The organism is Massilia sp. 01N410, assembly GCF_056399665.1.
The window spans coordinates 1-16,930 of sequence record NZ_JBFTRV010000025.1; the positions used below are offsets into that span (position 1 = coordinate 1).

General features: G+C 66.9%; 12 protein-coding genes and 1 pseudogene. 10 read left to right on the top strand and 3 right to left on the bottom strand.

From position 1 onward, the window contains the following. Both AC1DOP_RS24255 and argS read right to left on the bottom strand, forming a co-directional pair. Nucleotides 1-440, bottom strand: a pseudogene (locus AC1DOP_RS24255) (SPOR domain-containing protein); the annotation flags it as partial. 4 nt (nt 441-444) lie between these two features. Beyond that, nucleotides 445-2,157, bottom strand: a complete 1,713-nt coding sequence (argS, locus tag AC1DOP_RS24260) for an arginine--tRNA ligase (RefSeq protein WP_442124051.1) — start codon at nt 2,155-2,157, stop codon at nt 445-447. 171 nt (nt 2,158-2,328) lie between these two features. Between argS and rsmB the strand changes: the two genes are divergently transcribed. From rsmB to AC1DOP_RS24310, 10 genes are all read left to right on the top strand, one after another. Then, nucleotides 2,329-3,954: a 16S rRNA (cytosine(967)-C(5))-methyltransferase RsmB gene (rsmB, locus tag AC1DOP_RS24265; protein ID WP_477253828.1), complete on the top strand. Its 1,626-nt coding sequence runs from the start codon at nt 2,329-2,331 to the stop codon at nt 3,952-3,954. 37 nt (nt 3,955-3,991) lie between these two features. Continuing rightward, the gene (locus tag AC1DOP_RS24270) at nt 3,992-4,555 is read left to right on the top strand and encodes a DUF4390 domain-containing protein (protein ID WP_442124049.1); all 564 of its coding nucleotides are present in this window, start codon (nt 3,992-3,994) and stop codon (nt 4,553-4,555) included. Between the two features lie 3 nt (nt 4,556-4,558). Continuing rightward, on the top strand, nt 4,559-6,865 hold the full coding sequence (locus tag AC1DOP_RS24275) for a sensor histidine kinase (RefSeq protein ID WP_477253830.1): 2,307 nt from the start codon (nt 4,559-4,561) through the stop codon (nt 6,863-6,865). A gap of 50 nt (nt 6,866-6,915) precedes the next feature. After that, on the top strand, nt 6,916-7,650 hold the full coding sequence (locus tag AC1DOP_RS24280; protein WP_442124047.1) for a response regulator: 735 nt from the start codon (nt 6,916-6,918) through the stop codon (nt 7,648-7,650). A gap of 14 nt (nt 7,651-7,664) precedes the next feature. Then, entirely contained in the window at nt 7,665-8,042 is a 378-nt protein-coding gene (locus AC1DOP_RS24285) for a P-loop NTPase family protein (RefSeq protein WP_442124046.1), read from the top strand. A gap of 147 nt (nt 8,043-8,189) precedes the next feature. Beyond that, on the top strand, nt 8,190-8,447 hold the full coding sequence (locus AC1DOP_RS24290; protein ID WP_047827039.1) for a BTH_I0359 family protein: 258 nt from the start codon (nt 8,190-8,192) through the stop codon (nt 8,445-8,447). A 68-nt stretch (nt 8,448-8,515) separates the two neighbouring features. After that, on the top strand, nt 8,516-9,280 hold the full coding sequence (locus AC1DOP_RS24295; protein ID WP_477253833.1) for a class II glutamine amidotransferase: 765 nt from the start codon (nt 8,516-8,518) through the stop codon (nt 9,278-9,280). 117 nt (nt 9,281-9,397) lie between these two features. After that, nucleotides 9,398-10,717 carry an EAL and HDOD domain-containing protein gene (locus tag AC1DOP_RS24300; protein ID WP_442124044.1) on the top strand — a complete coding sequence of 440 codons (1,320 nt, stop codon included), beginning with the start codon at nt 9,398-9,400 and terminating at the stop codon, nt 10,715-10,717. 13 nt (nt 10,718-10,730) lie between these two features. Further along, on the top strand, nt 10,731-11,672 hold the full coding sequence (locus AC1DOP_RS24305) for an ABC transporter ATP-binding protein (RefSeq protein ID WP_442124043.1): 942 nt from the start codon (nt 10,731-10,733) through the stop codon (nt 11,670-11,672). A 1-nt stretch (nt 11,673) separates the two neighbouring features. Next, a complete protein-coding gene (locus tag AC1DOP_RS24310) occupies nt 11,674-12,975 on the top strand; it encodes an ABC transporter permease (protein WP_442124042.1) in 1,302 nt (433 codons plus the stop codon). A 43-nt stretch (nt 12,976-13,018) separates the two neighbouring features. Here the strand turns inward: AC1DOP_RS24310 and metH are convergent, their stop codons facing one another. Next, a complete protein-coding gene (gene metH, locus AC1DOP_RS24315; RefSeq protein WP_442124041.1) occupies nt 13,019-16,786 on the bottom strand; it encodes a methionine synthase in 3,768 nt (1,255 codons plus the stop codon). Between the last annotated feature and the right edge of the window lie 144 nt (nt 16,787-16,930).

Consider the following 16,930-nt stretch of genomic DNA (forward strand, 5'->3'; position numbering starts at 1 on the left):
GGGGCGGCCGGCACGGCGTGCGAGGCCGGCGCGGCGGCGGGCACGGCCAGCGGATGGCTGTCGTGCGCCGCCGGCTGGGCCGCCGGTTTCGCTTCCATGCTGGCGATCGCCTGGCCCAGCGGGTCCGCCGACTCGGCCGGCTTGGCCGGCGCGGCGGTACGCGCCGCGGCCTTCTCGGTGACTTCCTTGTTCGCCTCGCGCACGGCCTCGCGGTTGGCGTACATCGGCTTGTTCGGATCCATCGCCTGGCCCGGGGCCGGGTCGGCCGGACGGCCGGTCTTGGCGGCCTTTTCGGTGAACGGCGAGGCGCCCTTGGTGATCGTCAGGGCAACGGCGACGGCGATGCCGAGGCCGACGATCAGGCCGATGATCAGGCCGGTGAGCGTACTGCCGCGCTGGCGCGCGACGGCGCGGATGGTGCGGGTGCGAAAAGCGGTCATGGACTTACATCTTCTCCGGTGCCGAGACGCCGATCAGGGCCAGGCCGTTGCGCAGCACCTGGCGGGTTGCGGTGGCCAGGGCAAGGCGCGCCAGCTTCAGCGCTTCGTCGTCCTCGATCAGCCACTTGTGGGCGAAGTAGTAGCTGTGCAGCTCGCCGGCCAGTTCGCGCAGGTAGAACGCGACCTGGTGCGGGCCCAGTTCGGCCTGGGCGCGCTGCAGCATCTCCGGGTAGGCCGCCAGCTTGGCCAGCAGGCTGGCTTCGTGCGGCTGGGTCAGCGGCGACAGGTCGGCGTTCGCCAGGCTGGCGACGTCGCCGCCCCAGTTGGCCAGCGCCGAGCAGATGCGCGCATGGGCGTACTGCACGTAGTAGACCGGGTTCTCGTCGTTGGTGGCCAGGGCGACGTCGACGTCGAACACGAACTCGGTATCGGCCTTGCGCGAGATGAGGAAGAAGCGCACCGCGTCGCGGCCGCGCGTGACGTCGCCGTTGCCCGACCATTCGATCAGGTCGCGCACCGTCACGTAGGAGCCGGCGCGCTTGGAGATCTTGACCTCTTCGCCGTTCTTCATGACGGTGACCATTTTGTGCAGCACATAATCAGGATAACCGCGCGGGATACCAATATTTACCGCCTGCAGGCCGGCGCGCACGCGGGCGATGGTGCCGTGGTGGTCGCTGCCCTGGACGTTGATGGCCTGGTCGAAGCCGCGCTTGAATTTCTGGATGTGGTAGGCGACGTCCGGCACGAAATAGGTATAGGTGCCGTCGGACTTGCGCATCACGCGGTCCTTGTCGTCGCCGTAGTCGGTGGTCTTCAGCCACAGCGCGCCGTCCTGCTCGTAGGTGACGCCGGCGTCGACCAGGGCCTGGACCGCGGCCTCGACCTTGCCATCGAGGTACAGCGAGGACTCCAGGTAGTAATTGTCGAACCTGACGCCGAAGGCCTGCAGGTCCTGGTCCTGCTCGTTGCGCAGGTAGGTGACGGCGAAGCGGCGGATCGATTCGAGATCGTTGGTATCGCCACTGCCGGTGGCGGGCTGGCCGTCGCTGGCCGAGACGGTTTTCTTCGCCATGAAGTCGTCGGCGATGTCCTGGATGTAGTCGCCGTTGTAGGCCGACTCCGGCCACTCCAGGTCGCCCGGCTTGAAGCCGCGCGCGCGCGCCTGGACCGAATTGGCCAGGGTCAGGATCTGCACGCCGGCGTCGTTGTAATAGAACTCGCGGGTGACCTTGTGGCCCTGGGCTTCGAACAGCGCCGACATGGAGTCGCCCAGCGCGGCCTGGCGGCCGTGGCCGACGTGCAGCGGGCCGGTCGGGTTGGCCGAGACGAATTCGATGATCACGTGGTGGCCGGCGCCGCTGTCGCCGCGGCCGTAGGCTTCGCCCTGCTGCAGGATGGTGCGCGCCACCGACTGCTTGGCGGCGTCGGCCAGGCGCAGGTTGATGAAGCCCGGACCGGCGATCTCGGCGGAGGCGATCAGGCCCTTGGCATTCGGATCGGCTTCGAGGGCGGCGACCAGGCGGGTGGCCAGCTCGCGCGGATTGGTCTTCAGCGGCTTGGCCAGCTGCATCGCGATATTGCAGGCGATGTCGCCGTGGGTCGGGTCGCGCGGGCGCTCGAGGGCGATGTTCGGGATTAAATCGGTGCCGGCGACGATCGGGGCCAGGGCGGCCTGGAACAGGGCAACGATTTCTTGTTTTTGTTGGGCGAGCATGAACTGTGGTCGAAAATGAAATGGTTGGGGCCTGGATCCAGGCGAACATCGGTCATTATACTGGTTTGACGCAAGGCGGAATACGTTCCCGGCCCTTGCTCCAAAGCTTCGTTTAAGCCTGCGCAACGCTTAACCGCTACAATGTGCGTCTTTATGCATTGATCATTCGCCATGACTGAAAAGCGCCCGACGCTCACCCTCAAACCCAAGGCCAGGACCGCCGGCACGGGCGCCGCGCGCCCCGGACAGAACAAGCCTGGCCCCGCGCGTCCGCAGGCCAAGGGAGGCCCGGGCCGGGGTGCGCCGCAGCAGGGACGTCCGGCCGGCCGGCCGGAGCAGGGTGCACGCGGCCAGGGGCCCGCACCCGCGCCGGCGCGCCCGCCGGCGCCCGCTTCGGCTCCGGTATCCGCACCGGCACCGGCGCCGGTCCGCGAGGAGGCGCCGCGCCTGCGCCAGAGCTATGAGTTCAAGACCCCGGTCCAGCTCGATTACCGTCCCGGGCTGAAGGGCGATTCGCTCGCGTTCGCCCTGCTCGGCGCGGCCAGCAGCGTCGCCCGGGTGTGGAACGGCACCACGCTGCCCCAGGCCCTGTCCGACGTCTTCCATGCCTATGATGCGACCCCGCAGGCGCGCGGCGCGATCCAGGACATCGCCTACCGCACGATGCGCCAGCTGGGCCGCAGCGAGACCCTGCTGGCCATGATGACCAGTAAATCGCCGGAGCCGCCGATGCTGGCCGGCCTGCTGTGCGCGGCGCTGGCTTTGCTCGATCCTTTGGCAGGCACCCAGCCGCCCTACGAAGCCTTTACCGTGGTCGACCAGGCCGTCGGCGCCGCCGCCGCCCACCCCGATTTCGCGCATGCCAAGGCGATGGTGAACGCGGTGCTGAGGCGCTTCCTGCGCGAGAAGGAAGCCCTGCTGGCGGCTGCGCTGCCGCAGCCGCTGGCGCGCTGGAACTACCCGCAGTGGTGGATCGACGCGGTGCGCGCCGCCTACCCGCAGCAGTGGCAGGACATCCTCCAGGCCGGCAACCGCCAGCCGCCGCTGACCCTGCGCGTCAACCTGCGCAAGACCAGTGTCGAGGCCTATCTGCAGACCCTGGCCGCGGCCGGCATCGAGGCCACGCGCGTCGGCCCGTTGGCCCTGCGCCTGGCCCAGGCCATGAACGTGGCGCAGATTCCCGGCTTCGAGCAGGGCGTGGTGTCGGTGCAGGACGCCGGCGCCCAGCTGGCCGCGCCGCTGCTCGACCTGCACGACGGCATGCGCGTGCTGGACGCCTGCGCGGCCCCGGGCGGCAAGAGCGGCCACATCCTCGAGACCGCCGATGTCGACCTGACCGCGCTCGACGTCGACGGCCGCCGCCTGGCGCGCGTCGACCAGAACCTGCAGCGCCTGGGCCTGCACGCCACCGTCAAAACCGGTGCGGCCGAGGCCGTCACCTGGTGGGACGGCCGGCAGTACGACCGCATCCTGGCCGACGTACCGTGCACGGCCTCGGGCATCGTGCGGCGCCATCCGGACATCCGTTGGTTGCGTCGGAAGAGCGATACCCACCAACTTGCAACACTTTCCACCAAAATACTCGACAATCTTTGGCAGATGCTGCGGCCCGATGGTAAATTGCTGTTCGTGACATGTTCGCTCTGGCCGCAAGAATCGGAAGCGCAGGCCGCCGCCTTCGCGGCGCGCCACGGTGCGGTCCGTCTCGATGCGCCGGGCCAGCTTCTTCCGACAAGCGGTGCCGGGCAGGATCATGATGGTCTGTTCTATGCCCTGTTCCAGAAGGCAGGGGCGTAGGACCTCCCGATAACACGCTTTTTGAGGCCTGGCCCTAGTGATTGCCCGATTTTTCCGTCTGTTCGTCTGCCAGCTGATGCTGGTCTTCGCCTGCGCCGGTGCGCAGGCGGCCGACGGGATCGAGATCACCCGCGCCAGCATCGCGGCTTCCGATGAAGGTTACCGCCTGTCCTCCAATTATTCCTTCGACCTGACCCCGGGCCTGGAACAGGCCGTGATGCACGGCGTGGCCCTGTACTTCACCACCGAGATCGAGCTGACCCGGCCGCGCTGGTGGTGGTACGACGACAAGGCGGTGTCGAAACGGCGCACGGTGCGCCTGCACTACGACCTGCTGAACCGCCAGTACACCGTGCAGGTGATCGGCAGCCTGCAGCAAAGCTTCGCCACCCTCGACGAGGCCCTGTTCCTGATCCGCCGTCCGGTGCCCTGGCTGTTCGCCGCGCGCGGCGACCTCAAGTCCGGCGAGACCTACAACGTGACCCTGCGCATGTTCATGGACCGTGAATACCTGCAGAAGCCGCTCCAGGTGGATGCCTTCAACAATTCCGACCTGCGCCTGGCTTCGCACAAGAAGACCTTCACCTACCGTGCGGAGTAAGCCGTGACCCAGGTCCTGCGCTACGTGCTCGTGATCGGCAGCGCGATCGGCTCGATCCTGCTGTTCCTGCTCGCCTCCGCCTCGGACAACTCGGGCTTCCTGGACCGGAACTACTCCTGGGTGCTGGGACTGAACACCGCGGTCGCCGGCGCCCTGCTGATCCTGGTGATCGTCGCCCTGACGCGCCTGTATGCACGCTACAAGGCCGGCAAGTTCGGCTCGCGCCTGATGACCCGCCTGATGCTGCTGTTCGCCGGCATCGGCATCCTGCCCGGGCTGGTGATCTTCATGGTCTCGGTGCGCTTCGTGTCGCACTCGATCGAGTCCTGGTTCGACGTCAAGATCGAGGCCGCTCTGGACTCGGGCCTGAAGCTGGGGCAGGCCGCGCTGGACGAATCGAAGTCCCAGCTGGTCGCGAGCGCCAGCACCACCGCCGCCACCCTGGCCGGCCAGGACCCTGCCGCCGCGCGGGCGATCCTGACCCGTCTGGTCAGCGGCGAGACCGGGATGCAGAGCGCGCTGCTGCTGTCGGCCGATGGGAAGGTGCTGGTCTCGGCCGCCGAGGATCCGCAGGTCGACCTCACGCCCGACCTGCCGAGCCAGCAGATGCTCAAGCAGGCCGCGCTGCCGGGCGGGTATGCGCAATCCGAAGGCAGCGCCGAGCACGAATTCCGCGACTTCCAGGGTGCCGGCGCGCCCAGCGGCCTGGACATGGCGACCGGCCTGCGCCTGCGCGCGGTGGTGTCGGTGCCGGAACCGCCCGGCACCGAGCCGCGCTACCTGCAGCTGATCCAGTCGGTGCCGATCAATCTGGCCACCAACGCCCAGGTGCTGCAGGACGCCTACAGCACCTACCAGAGCCGCGCCTTCTCGCGCACCGGCCTGCGCAAGATGTACATCGGTACCCTCACGCTGACCCTGCTGCTGGCGATCTTCTCCGCCATCGGCAGCGCCTTCCTCATCGCCGGCAACCTGGCGCAGCCGCTGCTGGTGCTGGCCGAGGGCACGCGCGCGGTGGCCGAGGGCGACCTGTCGCCGCGGCCGATCGTCGAGACCAACGACGAACTCGGCACGCTGACCCAGTCCTTCAATGCCATGACCGGCCAGCTGTTCGAGGCCAGGTCCGCCGTCGAGCGCAACCGCGCCGCGCTGCAGAGCGCCAAGGCCCACCTGGAATCGGTGCTGGCGAATATGTCGGCCGGCGTGGTCGTGATGGATGCCGACGGCGTGGTGGTCAATTCGAACGATGCCGTGCACCGCATCCTGCAGGTCGACGCCAGCGCGCTGGCCGGCCGCCCTCTGGACGAGATCGAGGGACTGGAAGCCTTTGCCAGCGCCGTCACCAGGGCCTTCTCGGCGCAGAGCGCGCAGTCGGCGGCCAAGCAGGGACGCCGGCACGGCGACCAGCGCTCGCACTGGCAGCAGCAGATCGAAGTCCCGCGCCGCCCCGGCACCAGCGATGACCACGACCTGACCTTGCTGGCACGCGGCTCGCGCCTGCCGGTGGGGGCGGGCAGCGGCTTCATCGTGGTGTTCGACGATATCTCGGACGTGATCTCGGCCCAGCGCTCGGTGGCCTGGGGCGAGGTCGCGCGGCGCCTGGCGCACGAGATCAAGAACCCGCTGACGCCGATCCAGCTGTCGGCCGAGCGCATGCAGATGAAGCTGGCCGACCGCCTCGACCCCCAGGGCGCCGAGCTGCTGAAAAAGGGCACCGACACCATCGTCACCCAGGTCGATGCCATGAAGCGCATGGTCGACGACTTCCGCGACTACGCCAAGGCGCCGCCGGCGGTGCTCGGTCCCCTCGACTTGAACGACCTGATCTCGCAGATCCTGAACCTCTACCTGGCCGGCGACGGCTCCGACGTCATCCACGCCGTGCTGGCGCCCAACCTGCCGCGCGTGATGGGCGACGCCACCCAGCTGCGCCAGGTGATCCACAACCTGCTTGCGAATGCCCAGGACGCGCTGGTCGATTCGCCGCCGCCCGACGGCGGACCGCCGCGCATCGACGTGCTGACCGAGGCCATCCACTATGAAGGCGCGGACGGCGCCGCCGGCACCGCGGTGCGCCTGGCGATCGTCGACAACGGCCCCGGCTTCGCGCCGAAGATCCTGTCGCGCGCCTTCGAACCCTATGTCACGTCGAAGGCCAGGGGTACCGGTCTCGGCCTGCCGATGGTCAAGAAGATCGTCGATGAACACGGGGGGCGGATCGATGTCGCCAACCGCGCGGACGGATCTGGCGCTTCGGTATCGATTTTGCTGTTAAAGTTAGCACCCGAGGCGAACTTGGCCGAAGCGTGATTCGCGCATAGAATCTGGGCTGTGAGGGTCAGACAGGAAGGCAAGAGAGAATGGCGAACATACTCGTAGTTGATGATGAAATGGGAATCCGGGAACTGCTCTCGGAAATCCTTGGCGACGAGGGCCACGTGGTGCAGCTGGCGGAAAACGCCCAGCAGGCCAGGAACGCGCGTCAGCAGGGCGCGCCCGACCTGGTCCTGCTCGACATCTGGATGCCGGATACGGACGGCGTCACCCTGCTCAAGGAGTGGCAGCGTGACGGCCTGCTTACCATGCCCGTGATTATGATGTCGGGCCATGCGACGATCGACACCGCGGTCGAGGCGACCCGCATCGGCGCCCTGAACTTCCTCGAAAAACCGATCGCCCTGCAGAAATTGCTGAAGGCGGTGCAGCAGGGCCTGACCCGCGCCCAGGAAGTGGCGCGCGCCCCGGCCATCGCCCCGCGCCCGGCCGTCGCCAGCGCCCCGGTGCCCGAGCCGAGCATGCCCAGCGCCCCGATGTACGCGGCCCAGCCGCCTGCGAACGGTGCGATCGGCATCGCCCGCCCGGTCGGCAATGGCGAAGCCCATGCCCACGGCTATACGCTGTCCTTCGACCTGCCGCTGCGCGAAGCCCGCGACGCCTTCGAGCGCATGTATTTCGAACACCACCTGGGCCGCGAAGGCGGTTCCATGACCCGCGTGGCCGAGAAGACCGGCCTGGAACGCACCCACCTGTACCGCAAGCTCAAGCAGCTCGGCGTCGAGCCTGGCAAGCTGGGCAAGAAGAACGCCGCTCAATGAGCGCGGCAAGTCCCGTGACCGCAACACTGGTCACGGGTTCCTCGGCAGCGGTACGCGAACAAGCGATTTTCGACCAGCTTCAGTTGTCAAAATTGCACCAAAATGGTGCAAGATCCGCTGTGATTCTCGAGGGCCTCGCGCCCGGCAATTCCCCTCTCGACAGCCTTCCCGCGGATGTCCTGTTCGCGCGCATTGCCCCCGGTTGCCTGTGCTGCACCGGCAATCTGGTTTTGCGTGTAACATTGAATCGCATGCTGCGCCAGCGCCCGGAACGCCTTTTCATCGGCGTCGCCCGCAGCGAGCATCTTGATCAGTTGCGATCGTGGCTGCAAGCCGAGCCATACGATCAGCTGCTAAGGCTGACACCCGACCTGATCTCATCGCCTTCATAGGACCGCGCCTACAGCGTTCTCAGCATTTCGGAAGCTTGAAATCGATCAGGACAGCCCCACCTCGGCATTGAAGTAGATTGCATTCATCATTGGCTGCCCGCCGCCGGGCACCAAGCTTCGCCAATCTGATCGAGTGAAGGAGTCATCATGAACATGATCTATAACAGCGAGCAGTACAGCGTCGTCGAATTTGGCGTCGATCACAACCTCGAAGCCCTGCGCTTCGGCGGCTACGAGATCGTCGACAAGTCCGGCCGTCGCGAAGCGTTCATCGGCGGCAAACTGGCTCAGGCTTTCCGGCGCGACGTCAACAACCTGATCGCGAGCGAGCCGACGATGGAAGAGATCGACGAGTTCCTGGGTTCCTACGATACCCTGATGAGCCAGCCGGTCGTCCTGCATTGAACAGCACGGCCCGGGCCTGTCGTCTTTACCAAGACCGGCCCGGCAGCGTCCCATGGTAAGCTTGGCCCATGTGTCAATTACTTGCCATGAATTGCAATGTCCCCACTGACATTGTCTTCAGCTTCACCGGCTTCGCCCACCGCGGCGGCCGCACCGATACCCATCACGACGGCTGGGGCATCGCCTTCTTCGAAGGCGCCGGCGTTCGCCATTTCGTCGACCACCAGGCCGCCATCGCATCCCCGATCGCCGAACTGATCAAGCGCTATCCGATCAAGTCGCTGAACGTCATCGCGCATATCCGCAAGGCCACGCAAGGCCAGGTCGCGCTGGAGAACTGCCACCCCTTCGTGCGCGAGCTGTGGGGCCGCTACTGGGTGTTCGCCCACAACGGCGACCTGAAGGACTTCCATCCGACCCTCGACGGCGCCTTCCGCCCGGTCGGCAATACCGACAGCGAGCTGGCCTTCTGCTTCCTGCTGCAGGAGTTGCGCGCCCGCTTCGGCGACTGTCCGCCCGCGCTGCCGGCCCTGCGCGCGGCGATCGGCGAGCTGGTCCGCGTGATCGCCCGCCACGGCACCTTCAACATGATGCTGTCCGACGGCACCGCCATGTTCGCCCATTGCTCGACCAAGCTGTGCTACGTGGTGCGCCAATACCCCTTCGACAAGGCCTGCCTGGCCGACGAAGACCTGTCGGTCGACTTTTCGCAGGTGACGACCCCGAACGACCGCGTCGCCATCATCGTCACCACGCCGCTCACGACCAACGAGACCTGGACCGAATTCGCGCCCGGCGAGCTGAAGGTCTTCATCGATGGATGGCCCGTGTAGGAATTTTCTGAATGTGAGCAGGATGTCACGTTTTTGGCTTGAAATTAATGCCTAAAAGCCACTAGGCGGACGGAATGGGGTAAAGTGCCTGGTGTACAAGCTGCCGAAGAGTCCGAGATGACCGATACCCTGAGACAGGATCATGCCGACCATCCCTTGCGGGTGCGTGACTTCTACCTGGGCCGCCAGCCCGTGCTGGACCGTAACCAGTCCCTGTTCGGCTACGAGCTGCTGTTCCGCAGCACGCCGCTCGGCCAGGCGGACGTCGGGCAGGGCGCCGGCCTGAGCGCCACCGCCGCCGTCATTGCCCACGCCGCCCAGCTCGGCCTGGCGCGCGCCATCGGCGACGCCCACTGTTTCCTGAACGTCGACGCCGATGTGCTGGGCAGCGACATCTTCGCCTTCCTGCCGCGCGAGCGCACGGTGCTCGAACTGGCCGCTTCGGTGGCGCCGGACGAGGCGACCCTGGCGCGCCTGGCCGAGCTGGCCGGCCACGGCTTCCGGTTCGCCCTCGACGGCATCGATAGCGGCAGTGCAGGCGAGGGTATGGACGATGCGGCGCGCCTGCAGAAGCTGCTGCCGCTGGCGCGCTTCGTCAAGCTCGACCTGCGCACGACGCCGCAGCCGGCCCTGAGCACCCTGGTGGCGCGCCTGCACGGCATGGACAAGACCGTGGTGGCGAACAAGGTCGAGACCCGCGACGAATACCAGGCCTGCCTCGACCTCGGCATCGACTACTTCCAGGGCTATTATTTCGCCCGTCCCTCGGTGCTGGGCGGACGCAAGCTGTCGCCCTCGCAGGCGGCGGTGCTGGAGCTGATGAAGCTGGTGACCTCGGACGTCGACAACGCCGACATCGAACGCGCCGTGAAGCGCGACGTCACGGTGGCGATGAACCTGCTGCGCCTGGTGAACACGCCGGCGGTGGGCGCGCGCCAGCGCATCGATTCGGTGTCCCAGGCCCTGATCGTGCTGGGCCGGCGCCAGCTGCAGCGCTGGCTGCAGATCATGCTGTACGCCGAACCGGGCACGCGCGGCCACAACCAGACCCCGCTGCTGATGCTGGCGACCACCCGCGGCCGCCTGATGGAGCTGCTGGCCCAGCGCCTGCGCCCCGGCCAGCGCTACCTATCCGAGATCGCCTTCACGGTCGGCATCATGTCGCTGATGGACGTCCTGTTCGGCATTCCGATGGCCGACATCGTCGAACAGATCCCGGTCAGCGACGAGGTCTCGCAAGCGCTGCTGCGCCGCGGCGGCTTCTTCGGCGAGCTGCTCAGGCTGGCCGAATGCATCGAGTCGCCCGACAGCCACGAGGGCCAGGAAGACGGCGTGCTGCCGTCGCTGCGCGGGCTGGCGATATCGGGCGACGACATGGTCGAACTCGAGATGGCCGCGTTCCAGTGGTCCGATTCCGTCGTAAGGTACGCGATCTAAGGAGGTGTAAAGCATGTCGTCCGTCCTCCTGAGTGTGCACAACCTGGTCAAGACCTACGGCACACGCCGGGCGGTCGACGGCGTCTCCTTCCGCGTGCTGGCCGGCCAGACCGTCGGCCTGCTGGGCCCGAACGGCGCCGGCAAGTCGACCACGGTCGGCATGCTGTGCGGCCTGCTCGTGCCCGACTCGGGCGAGATCTTCCTGGGCGGCGAGCGGGTCGGACCGGGCGCCGCCGCGGTCAAGCGCAGGATCGGCGTGGTGCCGCAGGACCTGGCCCTGTACGACGACCTGTCCGCGACCGAGAACCTGCGCCTGTTCGGCGCCCTGTACGGCCTGCGCGGCGGCCTGCTGCTTGATCGCATCGACAAGGTCCTGGGCCAGGTGAACCTGCTCGACCGCGCGCGCGACAAGCCGGCCACCTATTCCGGCGGGATGAAGCGGCGATTGAACATCGCCGCGGCCCTGATGCACGATCCCCAGCTCCTGATCCTGGACGAGCCCACCGTCGGCGTCGACCCGCAGAGCCGCAACGCCATCTTCGACACCCTGGAAGCCCTGCAGGCCCAGGGCAAGGCCCTGATCTACACCAGCCACTACATGGAAGAGGTGGAACGCCTGGCCGACCACATCGTCATCATCGACCACGGCAAGGTGCTGGCCGACGAAAGCCCGGCCTCGCTGCACAGCCGGCTGGCGGCCCAGGCCGCGCTGCGGGTCGAACTGGCGGAGCCGGCCCATGCCTCGCTGCTGGAAGGCTTGCGCGGCCAGCGCGGCGTCACCTCGCTCAGCGCGAACGGCGGCGCGATCGACATCGGCCTGGCGCAGGCGGCCGATGCCCTGCCGGTGATGGGCTGGCTGCAGCAGGCCGGCTGCCGTCCGCTGCACTTCGCCACCGCGCGCACCAGCCTCGAAGACATCTTCCTGACCCTGACCGGACGCAGCCTGCGCGACTGACATGAACGCCGCCCTGACTCCCTCATTGATCCCCTTCGTCGCCCTGATCCGCAAGGACATCCTCCTGTTCCTGTCGGACCGCCGCGCGCTGGTCATGACCCTGGTGCTGCCGGTCGTGATCGCGGCCTTCTTCGGCTCCCTGTTCGGCGGCAGCGCCAAGACCAGCGCGATCGAGGTCGCGCTGGTGCAGCAGGACGGCAGCGAGATCGGCAACCGGATCGCCGCCGGCCTCAAGGCCGACCCCAACCTGCGCATCACGCCGATGACCCGCGAAGCCGCGGAAAAGGCGGTGCGCAAGGGCGACCAGAAAGTGGCGATCGTGCTGCCGGCGGGCTTCGGCGAAGCGGCCGGCGCGGCCCTGTTCGGCAACGGCGGCAAGCCCGCGATCCCGCTGCTGTACGATCCCTCGCAGCCGGCCGTGCTGGGCATGGTCAAGGGCATGCTGACCCAGCAGGTGATGTCGGTTGTGAGCGCCGAGATGTTCGGCGGGAAGATGGGCCAGGAGATGACCGAGCGCAGCCTGCGCCAGCTCGACGCGAAAGCGCAGACCGACCCGGACAGCCGCGCCTTGCGCGACATGCTGGCCAGCGTGCAGAAATTCCAGGCCCTGCCGCAAAAGGATGCCGGCGCGTCCGGCGCCGCGGGCAGGGGCCTGAGCATGCCCTTCACCACCCGCGACCAGCAGCTCAGCAGCGGCGCGGCGGAGCAGGGCTACAACGCCTACGCCCACGCCTTCGCCGGCATGGGCGTGCAGTTCATTCTCTTCATGGGCATCGACATGGGCATCGGCATCCTGCTGGCGCAGCGCACCGGCGTCTGGAACCGCCTGCTGGCGGCGCCGGTGGGCCTGACCCAGTTGCTGCTGTCGCGCGCCGCCTCCGGCGCCATCATCGCCTTTACCCTGCTGTGCATCGTGTTCGCGGTGGCGGTGGCGGTGTTCGGCGTGCACATCGCCAGCCTGCCGGGCTTCCTCGGCCTGGCACTGTGCTTCGGCGTGCTGACCGCCAGCCTGGGCCTGCTGATCGCGGCCTTCGGCAAGACCCCCGAAGCGGCGCGCCGCATCGCGATGTTCGCGGTGCTGATCATGGTGATGCTGGGCGGGGCCTGGATGCCGTCCTTCCTGTTCCCGGAATGGCTGCAGAAGCTGACCATGGCGGTGCCGACCCGCTGGGCGGTCGACGGACTCGATGCCGTCACCTGGCGCGGCATGGATGCGATGGCGGTGGCGCCGGCGATGGGGGTGGAGCTGGCGTTTGCGCTGGTATTCGGCTTGCTCGCCGTGTGGAAGTTCAAGCGGGCGTAGCCACCACGTCGTTCCCGCTTTCGCGGGAATGACGGCTCAGGCGTTACAGGTTCGGCGCCAGATAGCGCTCGACGTCTTCCTTCGGCAGCCCGCGGCGCGCCGCCATGTCGTCCAGCTGGTCCTGCCCGATCTTCCCGACCACGAAGTACTTCGACTCCGGATGCGAGAAGTAGAAGCCCGACACCGCCGCGCCCGGATACATGGCGAAGGATTCCGTCAGCTGCATGCCGATCTCCTCGGCCTGCAGGGTCTTGAACAGCTCGGCCTTCACCGTGTGCTCAGGGCAGGCCGGATAGCCCGGCGCCGGACGGATGCCGACATAGGCTTCCTTGATCAGCTGCTCGTTGCTGAGCTTCTCCAGCGGCTCGTAGCCCCACAGGTCGGTGCGCACGCGCTCGTGCATGTACTCGGCAAAGGCTTCGGCCAGGCGGTCGGCCAGGGCCTTGACCATGATCGACGAGTAATCGTCACCCTCGGCTTCGAAGCGCTTCTCGATCTTCTCGGCGCCCAGGCCGGCGGTCACCGCGAACATGCCGATGTAGTCGGCCACGCCGGACTCCTTCGGCGCGATGAAGTCGGACAGGCACTGGTTCGGACGCTGCACGCCGTCCACCACCGGCTTCACGCCCTGCTGGCGCAGGCCGTACCAGGTGAAGGCGACTTCGCTGCGCGATTCGTCGGTATAGATCTCGATGTCGTCGTGGTTGACGCTGTTCGCCGGCAGCAGGGCGACGGCGCCGTTCGCCGTCAGCCAGCGTCCATCGACGATCTTCTTCAGCATCGCCTGGCCTTCCTCGAACACCTTGGAAGCCGCTTCGCCCACCACCTCGTCGCTGAGGATGGCGGGGTAGGGGCCGGCCAGGTCCCAGGTCTGGAAGAAGGGGCCCCAGTCGATGTAGCGCGCCAAGGTGGACAGTTCGACGTTCTTGAAGACGCGGCGGCCGATGAACTTCGGCTTTTGCGGCGCGTAGTCGAGCTTGGCCTTGTTGGCGCGCGCCTGTTCCAGGCTCACCATCGGCAGCGCCTTCTTGTTGGCGTGCTGCTCGCGGATGCGCTCATAGTCGCCGGCCAGTTCGGCCACATAGGCGTCGCGCGTGTCCGCGGTCACCAGGGCCTGGCCCACCGACACCGAGCGCGAAGCGTCCGGCACGTACACGACCGGGCCTTCGTAATGCGGTGCGATCTTGACCGCGGTGTGGGCGCGGCTGGTGGTGGCGCCGCCGATCAGCAGCGGCACCTGGCGCTCGCGGAACCAGGGGTCGCGCTGCATCTCGCGCGCCACATAGGCCATCTCTTCCAGCGACGGCGTGATCAGGCCGGACAGGCCGATGATGTCCGCGTTCTCTTCCTTGGCCTTGGCCAGGATCTCGGCGGCGGGCACCATCACGCCCATGTTGACGATCTCGAAGTTATTACATTGCAGGACCACCGAGACGATGTTCTTGCCGATGTCGTGGACGTCGCCCTTCACGGTCGCGATCACCATCTTGCCCTTCGGTTTGGCGACGATGCCGGTGCGGCGTTCCTCCTCCGCCTTTTCCTCTTCGATGAAGGGGATCAGGTGGGCCACGGCCTGCTTCATGACGCGTGCCGATTTCACCACCTGGGGCAGGAACATCTTGCCCTGGCCGAACAGGTCGCCGACGATGTTCATGCCGTCCATCAGCGGGCCTTCGATCACCTGGATCGGACGGCCGCCTTCATTCGCGATTCCAGCGCGCGCTTCCTCGGTGTCCTCGACGATCCACTGCGTGATGCCGTGCACCAGCGCGTGCGCCAGGCGCTTGCCGACCGGCGCCTCGCGCCACTCGAGGTTCGCTTCCTGTTTATTCCCGCCGGCCTTCAGGGTGCCGGCGAATTCGATCATGCGCTCGGTGGCGTCCTTGCGGCGGTTCAGCACCACGTCCTCGACGCGCTCGCGCAGCTCGGCATCGAGATCGTCGTAGACGCCGATCATGCCGGCGTTGACGATTCCCATGGTCATGCCGGCCTTGATCGCGTGGTACAGGAACACGGTGTGGATGGCTTCGCGCGCCGGGTCGTTGCCGCGGAAGGAGAAGGACACGTTCGACACGCCGCCCGACACCTTCGCATGCGGCAGGTTCTCGCGGATCCAGCGGGTCGCGTTGATGAAGTCGACCGCGTAGTTGTCGTGCTCCTCGATGCCGGTGGCGATCGCGAAGATGTTCGGGTCGAAGATGATGTCTTCCGGCGGAAAGCCGACCTTCTGCGTCAGCACGTCGTAGGCGCGCTTGCAGATCTCGGTCTTGCGCTCGAAGGTGTCGGCCTGGCCCTTTTCGTCGAAGGCCATCACGATCACGGCGGCGCCGTAGCGGCGGCACAGCTTGGCCTGGCGCAGGAATTCTTCCTCGCCTTCCTTCATCGAGATCGAGTTGACGATGGCTTTACCTTGCACGCACTTCAGGCCGGCCTCGATCACGCTCCACTTCGAGGAGTCGATCATGATCGGCACGCGCGAGATGTCCGGTTCGGAGGCGATCAGGTTCAGGAAGCGGGTCATGGCCGCCTGCGAATCCAGCATCGCCTCGTCCATGTTGATGTCGATGACCTGGGCGCCGTTCTCGACCTGCTGGCGCGCCACCGACAGCGCCTCGTCGAACTGCTCGTTCAGGATCATGCGCGCGAAGGCCTTGGAGCCGGTCACGTTGGTGCGCTCGCCGACGTTCACGAACAGCGAGGCGTCGTCGATGGTGAAGGGCTCCAGGCCGGACAGGCGCAGCGCGGTCGGTACCTCCGGCACGGTGCGCGGCGTGGCCTTGGCCATCACGTCGGCGATCGCCTTGATGTGTTCGGGCGTGGTGCCGCAGCAGCCGCCGGCCACGTTGATGAAGCCGGCTTCGGCGAACTCTTTCAGCAGCGCCGAGGTGTCGGCCGGCAGCTCGTCGAAGCCGGTGTCGCTCATCGGATTGGGCAGGCCGGCGTTCGGGTAGATGCACACATAGGTGTCGGCAATCGTCGACAGCTCCTGCGCATAGGGACGCATCAGGGCCGCGCCCAGCGCGCAGTTCAGGCCGATGGTCAGCGGCTTCGCGTGGCGCACCGAGTTCCAGAAGGCCGGCACGGTCTGGCCGGACAGGATGCGGCCCGAGGCGTCGGTGACGGTCCCGGAAATCATCAGCGGCAGGCGCGGCGTCTGCGGATGCTCGTCGAAGTACTGGTCGATCGCGAACAGGGCCGCCTTGCAGTTCAGGGTGTCGAAGATGGTCTCCACCAGCAGCAGGTCGACGCCGCCGTCGACCAGGCCGCGCAGCTGCTCGTAATAAGAGCTCACTAATTGATCGAAGCTGACGTTGCGCGCGGCCGGGTCGTTCACGTCCGGCGAGATCGATGCGGTCTTCGGGGTCGGGCCGAGGGCGCCGGCGGCGAAGCGCGGCTTGTCCGGGGTCGAATACCTGGCGCAGGCGGCGCGCGCCAGTTTGGCGGCCTCCACGTTCATCTCGTAGACCAGCTCCGCCATGTGGTAATCGTCCTGGGCGATGCCGGTGGCGCCGAAGGTATTGGTTTCGATGATGTCGGCGCCGGCCGCGAGGTAGCGCTCGTGGATCTCCTGGATGATCTGCGGCTGGGTCAGGTTCAGCAGCTCGTTATTCCCCTTCACGAACAGCTCGCGTGCTCCGCTGCCGGCAGGCGCGGCGAAATCCCGGAAGCGTTCGCCGCGGTAGGCCTGTTCGTCGAGCTTGTACTGCTGGATGATCGTGCCCATCGCCCCATCGAGGATCATGATGCGGCGCGCAAGGATCTCGCGCAGCTGGGCGTCGGCGGGGGAATAGGTCGGGGCAGCGGTGTTCATCGTCGGTTTCCGGGAGGGTTTTACAGAGGCGGGTCTTCGATTATACCTTTACTAGCAGAGTTTGTTCGGCTGTCAAGCGGAGGCTGCCGAAGGCCTCCGCGTAAAGACGTTTGTAACCTTATGTATCAGAAGTCACATTGTTAC

Excerpts from the sequence above, each read along its gene's own strand:
- AC1DOP_RS24280 (WP_442124047.1), top strand. The coding sequence starts at position 6,916 with ATGGCGAACATACTCGTAGTTGATGATGAAATGGGAATCCGGGAACTG.
- AC1DOP_RS24305 (WP_442124043.1), top strand. The coding sequence starts at position 10,731 with ATGTCGTCCGTCCTCCTGAGTGTGCACAACCTGGTCAAGACCTACGGC.
- AC1DOP_RS24300 (WP_442124044.1), top strand. The coding sequence starts at position 9,398 with ATGACCGATACCCTGAGACAGGATCATGCCGACCATCCCTTGCGGGTG.
- AC1DOP_RS24290 (WP_047827039.1), top strand. The coding sequence starts at position 8,190 with ATGAACATGATCTATAACAGCGAGCAGTACAGCGTCGTCGAATTTGGC.
- rsmB (WP_477253828.1), top strand. The coding sequence starts at position 2,329 with ATGACTGAAAAGCGCCCGACGCTCACCCTCAAACCCAAGGCCAGGACC.
- argS (WP_442124051.1), bottom strand. The coding sequence starts at position 2,157 with ATGCTCGCCCAACAAAAACAAGAAATCGTTGCCCTGTTCCAGGCCGCC.
- metH (WP_442124041.1), bottom strand. The coding sequence starts at position 16,786 with ATGAACACCGCTGCCCCGACCTATTCCCCCGCCGACGCCCAGCTGCGC.
- AC1DOP_RS24310 (WP_442124042.1), top strand. The coding sequence starts at position 11,674 with ATGAACGCCGCCCTGACTCCCTCATTGATCCCCTTCGTCGCCCTGATC.
- AC1DOP_RS24295 (WP_477253833.1), top strand. The coding sequence starts at position 8,516 with ATGTGTCAATTACTTGCCATGAATTGCAATGTCCCCACTGACATTGTC.